6 protein-coding genes are annotated in these 5,765 nt (G+C 36.7%); 2 read left to right on the forward strand and 4 right to left on the reverse strand.

The genetic code is table 11. The annotated features are described in order from the left end of the window. Window positions 1-322: 322 nt before the first annotated feature. From Q1A47_RS19675 to Q1A47_RS19690, 4 genes are all read right to left on the reverse strand, one after another. On the reverse strand, window positions 323-1,300 hold the full coding sequence (locus Q1A47_RS19675; protein ID WP_166529928.1) for a ring-cleaving dioxygenase: 978 nt from the start codon (window positions 1,298-1,300) through the stop codon (window positions 323-325). 338 nt (window positions 1,301-1,638) lie between these two features. Next, window positions 1,639-2,457: an LCP family protein gene (locus Q1A47_RS19680; RefSeq protein ID WP_166529927.1), complete on the reverse strand. Its 819-nt coding sequence runs from the start codon at window positions 2,455-2,457 to the stop codon at window positions 1,639-1,641. After that, window positions 2,450-2,968 (reverse strand): sigma-70 family RNA polymerase sigma factor, encoded by a 519-nt coding sequence (locus Q1A47_RS19685; RefSeq protein WP_246484536.1) that lies wholly within the window; start codon window positions 2,966-2,968, stop codon window positions 2,450-2,452. Before Q1A47_RS19685 ends, Q1A47_RS19680 begins: the two co-directional genes overlap by 8 nt. A 183-nt stretch (window positions 2,969-3,151) precedes the next feature. Next, window positions 3,152-3,577, reverse strand: a complete 426-nt coding sequence (locus Q1A47_RS19690; RefSeq protein ID WP_034678681.1) for a DUF1801 domain-containing protein — start codon at window positions 3,575-3,577, stop codon at window positions 3,152-3,154. 201 nt (window positions 3,578-3,778) lie between these two features. On the opposite strand from Q1A47_RS19690, the gene Q1A47_RS19695 reads away from it, so the two are divergent. Then, window positions 3,779-4,846 carry an ABC transporter permease gene (locus Q1A47_RS19695; RefSeq protein ID WP_026680420.1) on the forward strand — a complete coding sequence of 356 codons (1,068 nt, stop codon included), beginning with the start codon at window positions 3,779-3,781 and terminating at the stop codon, window positions 4,844-4,846. A 3-nt stretch (window positions 4,847-4,849) separates the two neighbouring features. Further along, window positions 4,850-5,530 (forward strand): ABC transporter ATP-binding protein, encoded by a 681-nt coding sequence (locus Q1A47_RS19700; RefSeq protein ID WP_121604058.1) that lies wholly within the window; start codon window positions 4,850-4,852, stop codon window positions 5,528-5,530. Window positions 5,531-5,765: the final 235 nt, after the last annotated feature.

A 5,765-nucleotide genomic window follows, 5' to 3' on the forward strand; every position in this document is an offset into this window, starting at 1 on the left:
CATTTCAAAATAACTACTTGGCTTAACGCAGTCATTGCACTGATTTTATACTTTCTTAACTTAGAACAAAAGCGCAAACGCCTGATTAGAAGCGTAGCGACTGGAGCGAGAAAACGGAGATTAAGGGATCACGGTGAGCTTGCGAGCCGATGCTGACTTATCGTCAGGCGATTCATGAAGTCGCCTAGTTTCTAGGCGCTGGAGCTGGATGTGGCTCAAACACGCACCCTATTTAACCACATGGCTAATTTTGTAATTTCCTAGACAGTGAAAAAAGAGTGTATCCTCCCGTTGTGCGGGTAAGAAAACACTCTCCTCTTGTTTATTCTTTTGTAAACGTAATCGTACTTCTTATCGTATCAATTGGACGAACCATTTCCTCTATCTCTGCTCGATTTGGTTCAAGAAACGGTGGAAGTGATAAGCTTTCTCCTAAAGTTTCATAAGGCTCATCACCCATAAACCCTGGTCCATCTGTTGCAAATTCAAATAGAATTTGTGGAGCTACCCGGACATATAAGGATTCAAAGAAATGGCGGTTGACATACCCTGATGTTTGAAACCCAAAATTCTCCATACGGTTAATCCAATCCTCTAAAACGTTTCGGTCTTCTACACGGAATGCGGCATGATGCACTGTACCAAAACCCTGCCGTGCATTAGGTAGCACTGGATTATATTCCACTACAACCTGTGCACCATTACCACCTTGCCCAACTTCAAACAGGTGAAATGATCCTTCTTGATCAATCTCTTTAAACTGTAGCACGTTCTCCATCATTTCTTTAAAGTAATCGAAGTTAGCAATACGAACAAAGATTGGTCCTAAACCTGTGATTGCATATTCTAATGGAATCGGTCCTTTTTTCCAAGGAATACCGGAATCAACACCTTCATTAGCTTCATCAGAGATTAATTGATATTGTTGATCATCGAAATCCACAAAGGATAGAGACTTTTTGCCAAATTGCTCCTTAATACCTGTATGCTTAACTTCTAAACGCTCAAAGCGTTGCACCCAATAATCTAATGCTGCGTCTGATGGAACTCGGAAGGATGTTTTGTAGATCTCATTCGTTCCATGTGACCCTTTTGGAATGCCGGGAAAATCAAAGAAGGTCATATCTGTACCTGGATTCCCGTTATCATCAGCGAAAAATAGATGGTATGTCTGAATATCATCCTGATTAACTGTTTTCTTCACTAAACGCATGCCAAGAACATATGTGAAAAACTCGTAATTTTTTTCTGCACTGCTCGTAATCGCTGTAACATGATGTATTCCCTTTAATCCTTGCATGTCATTACCTCCTCATTTACTAACTGGTTTAATACTTTTAATTAAGATATCTTTAATTAAATATAAATATACCACGTTTCCTTCTACTTGTCCATTAACTAAACTTCATTCATATAGTGAAACTACCATCCGTGGGAGGGTTGTTTATACCCAACGGATGATTAGTACCACATGGGTATGACCTAAAAGCCTTTGAACCAATCGGACATTTACTGGCAGTCGATCCCTCTCTTACCGATTTTGGTTTCTCTCTCTATTGCTTGAAGTCGGGGTATTACTGCCAGTTATATGCTGAATAAAAATAGCACACTACCTAGGATGAGCTAAATAATCGTTTATTATTTTTCATTTAAATGCTCGTTTAATTCATTTGAAATCTGATTCAATACACCCTCATCTATTTTTTCATAATAAATCCCATCCACTGTTATTTTTTTCTTTTTAATCGTTATATCCTTTGTCTCAATGGAAAAGGAATGAATACCATCTCTTATCTTGTCTAACTTCGCAGATGATAAATTTGTTGATTCAATTTGTTCTGTCAATTGTTCTACCAATTTACTACTATTTTCCTTATAGTTAATTTTATCCCAAACCATTTTGGTAGTACTCCTGTGCTTATCCGTTTCAACCCAATCCTTTAGAAATTCTGTTGAAATGACAGCATAGTAATCGATCGGAACATCGAAATAATTTTCGAAGGTTGCTATCACGGGTTCGATCTCTTGATTATAAGCCATTGCATTCGCAATTTTATCCTTCCGCATATTGTCATTATGTGCATCAATAATGGTTGCATAGGCATCTCGAGGTATTGGAACTAGTTTTATACTTTCCATTGCAGAATTATATGTAAGTACCAGCTGAAATACAGATCGATGAGATTCTTCCGCCAATATTAACACAGAAAATGTGTTTTTTACGTCAGTAGATACTGCTTGATTGTCCTTCGTATAAAGTGAAGGCATTATTACTCCAATTGCTAAGATCACGATCAGCATAGTGGCAATCGTAGGACCGATATAAGACGTAGACGTTCGTTTCCGTTTTTTCTTTGCTGTATGAATCTGCTGTAATGTCTGTTGACGATCTGCTTCTGTGAATGTTAACGATTCATTCTCGATAAACGAAATGTATTCTCTCTCTTTTTTACCCATGATAGTTCACCTCCAATTTAGTTTTCAATCGTTGTCTAGCTCTTTTCAACCTTGTTTTTACTGTACTTGTGTTCAATTCCATCATGTCAGCAATTTCTTCAATTTGAAAAGATTGATAATAGTACAAGTAAATAACTTCACGATAGATAGTTGGTAACGTATAAACTACCTGCTGCAGTTCCTCCTTTGCTTCTTTCTGAATAACATTATCTTCTACGGATGAAAAGATAGCGCCTGCGACATCCTGAATAAGTTGAACTGCCTGCACCTTTCGATGATGCCAGCTTTTCAAATAATCCTTGCAGCCATTGATCGTTATCCGATACAGCCATGTTTTTAGTGAAGACTTATAGCGAAAGGAATCCAAATGCTGATAACATTTAATAAACGTAGATTGGACAATATCCTTTGCTGTCTCTACATTTTTCACATAATGAAATGCAAGTCGGACCAATTCATCTCCATACATAATCATGACTTCCTCTAATACCCTTTCTTTTTCTCGTTCCATAATTCCCCCCTCATCCATTGCTGTTGTTTGCTTGTTCGTTTGACGATCCTATCGAAGAAATAGTTTCAGCTAAACGAAGAAAAAAGCATCCCCCGTAGAATGCTTTCAGTATAGTTGTTTCAGATTGCGATTAAGAAAAAATGAATAGTCGGCTTTCGAAATGCTCGTTTTGTTTTTTAACGCTTATCCATTTAAAGTATATCTTTCCTTTAAAAAAACAACAGATTGATGAATTAATTGCTTCAATACGTCAATATCAATATCTGATAGCTTGTTAATATAGACACATGCTTTCCCACTCGTATGTTTTCCAAGTTTCTGCAATAATATCTCTCGCTCTTCGTCTCCGGTAGCGAAATATAGACTAAATTTAGCCTTTCTTGGTGAAAAGCCAGCAAGCATTGCATCACCTTCATGTCCACTCTTATATTTATAATGGTAGGACCCAAAACCAACAATACTTGTTCCCCACATTTTTGCAGGATAACCTGTTACTTCTGTAAAAATATCTAATAGCCTGTAGGCATCTTCCTTTTTTCTTGGACTCGCTACTTGTTCAATAAATTCGATAACACTACCATCATTTTCTTTTGTCTTTAGTTCATACATCTTCACATGCACTCCTTTTTAAAGAATTCGACATCGAAGTAACCATAATCTAATATACATATTCTATGCAGCTCAAATAAAATCCTTTTATAGCTATTCAAGTGTATCCGCTTTGCTTAAATCCTACATTCCTATACTATTATAGAATAGAGGATTATCTAAGAATGATTCATTAAACCGTCTTATTCAGGAGGAGAAACGATGTTTTTAGCATGGAATGAGATCAAGAATAACAAATTACGTTTCACTTTAATTGTTGGTGTATTAATGCTTGTATCCTATCTTGTCTTCTTTTTATCAGGATTAGCAAATGGATTAGAAAATATGAATAAAGAAGCGGTAGATAAATGGGATGGCCAAGGCGTGATATTAACAGAGGAATCCGATATTAATTTACCTCAGTCTAGTTTGACCTTAGATGATTATAATGGTGAAGGTGTGGATGAATACGCTAGCCTTGCACAGATTAATTCCATTGCTACTTCGGATGATCATAAATCTAATGTTTCTATTTTTGGCATTGATAAAGAAGAGTTTATTATGCCAAATGTCATTGAAGGCGATGCCTTTGCTAAGGAAGGAGAAGTTATTGCCAATGAATCTTTAAAAGATGAAGGATTTAAGCTTGGTGACAAACTAAGTCTTTCTTCTACGGAAGAAGATTTAACGATCGTCGGCTTTACAAATAATGCAAAATTTAATGCAGCACCAGTTCTTTATACCGATTTGTATACATTACAAAAGGTTCGTTATGGCAAAGCCGCAGAAAACTATGAAGATCGAATAAATGCCTTCATACTACGTACCGATAATCTGTCTGATATAGAAGTACCGGATGAATTACAAGTGGTAGATACGACAACATTTATCGAAAATCTACCTGGCTATTCGGAACAAAACTTAACGTTAACATTTATGATTTATTTCTTGTTTATAATTTCAGCAGTCGTACTGGCTATTTTCTTATACGTATTAACGATTCAAAAGGTCAGTATCTTTGGTGTGATGAAAGCCCAAGGGATTTCAAGCAGTTATTTAGCACGCTCTGTTATAGCTCAAACATTCTTATTAGCTATTGCTGGAGTAATTATCGGCTTTATTCTCACAATGATTACAGGCTTCTTCTTACCTGCAGCTGTTCCAGTAGCATTTAATTATCTTGACCTGCTGGTATATGGCATTGTACTTATATTTGTATCCGTGTTAGGTGCTTTATTTTCAATACAAACGATTGTTAAAATAGACCCGCTAAAGGCGATTGGAGGGTAAGACATGGCTATTCTTGAGATGAACCAGGTAAATAAATTTTTTGGCTCAGGTCACACAGAAATAGAAGCATTAAAACCTACAAATTTCCAAGCAGAAAAAGGAGAGTTAATCGCGGTAATTGGCCCATCCGGTTCAGGTAAAAGCACCTTTTTAACTATTGCTGGCGGCTTACAAACACCTACAAACGGAAAGGTTATTATTAATGAAATGGATATTACCAGCCTAAAGGAGAAAAAACGTTCAGCCATCCGCTTACGTGAAATTGGCTTTGTTTTACAAGCTTCAAATCTAGTGCCATTCTTAACAGTAAGTCAGCAAATGCAACTGTTAGATAAAGTGAAAAAGCATAACTTATCTGCAGAGAAGCTGAAAGAGCTCTATCAATCCTTAGGAATCGAAGATCTCTTAAACAGCTTTCCTTCTGATTTATCGGGAGGAGAAAGACAGCGTGTTGCGATTGCAAAAGCATTGTATACAGATCCAAGTATTATTCTTGCAGACGAACCGACTGCTTCCCTTGATTCAGATCGCGCCTTTGAAGTAATGGAGATGTTAAAGGAAGCGACCACGAAAAACGACAAAACAACGATTGTAGTAACGCATGATACACGCTTAATTGATTACTGTGATAAAGTTTATAACATTACAGATGGTAGGTTAAGCTTAAAACAACCGAGCCATTAAGATATAGATTATTTTACGATTGATCAAATGCAGCTAGGACAAAGGAAAAGCCGGAAAAATTCGAAACGTTGGGAGTAACCAAGTAACCACCCTAGCAAACGATCGAATTTATTCGGCTTTTATTGTTCTAATTTGTTTGATAAGCTCTTAAACAAACCCCTAAGAAAAACGGAGCAAAATTCGCTCAGTCCTTATCACTAAATGCTCAGATTTACGCTTCCTCTAGTAGCTATTA

It is taken from the genome of uncultured Virgibacillus sp. (assembly GCF_947495635.1).
In the GTDB taxonomy this organism is placed as follows: domain Bacteria; phylum Bacillota; class Bacilli; order Bacillales; family Amphibacillaceae; genus Virgibacillus; species Virgibacillus salarius.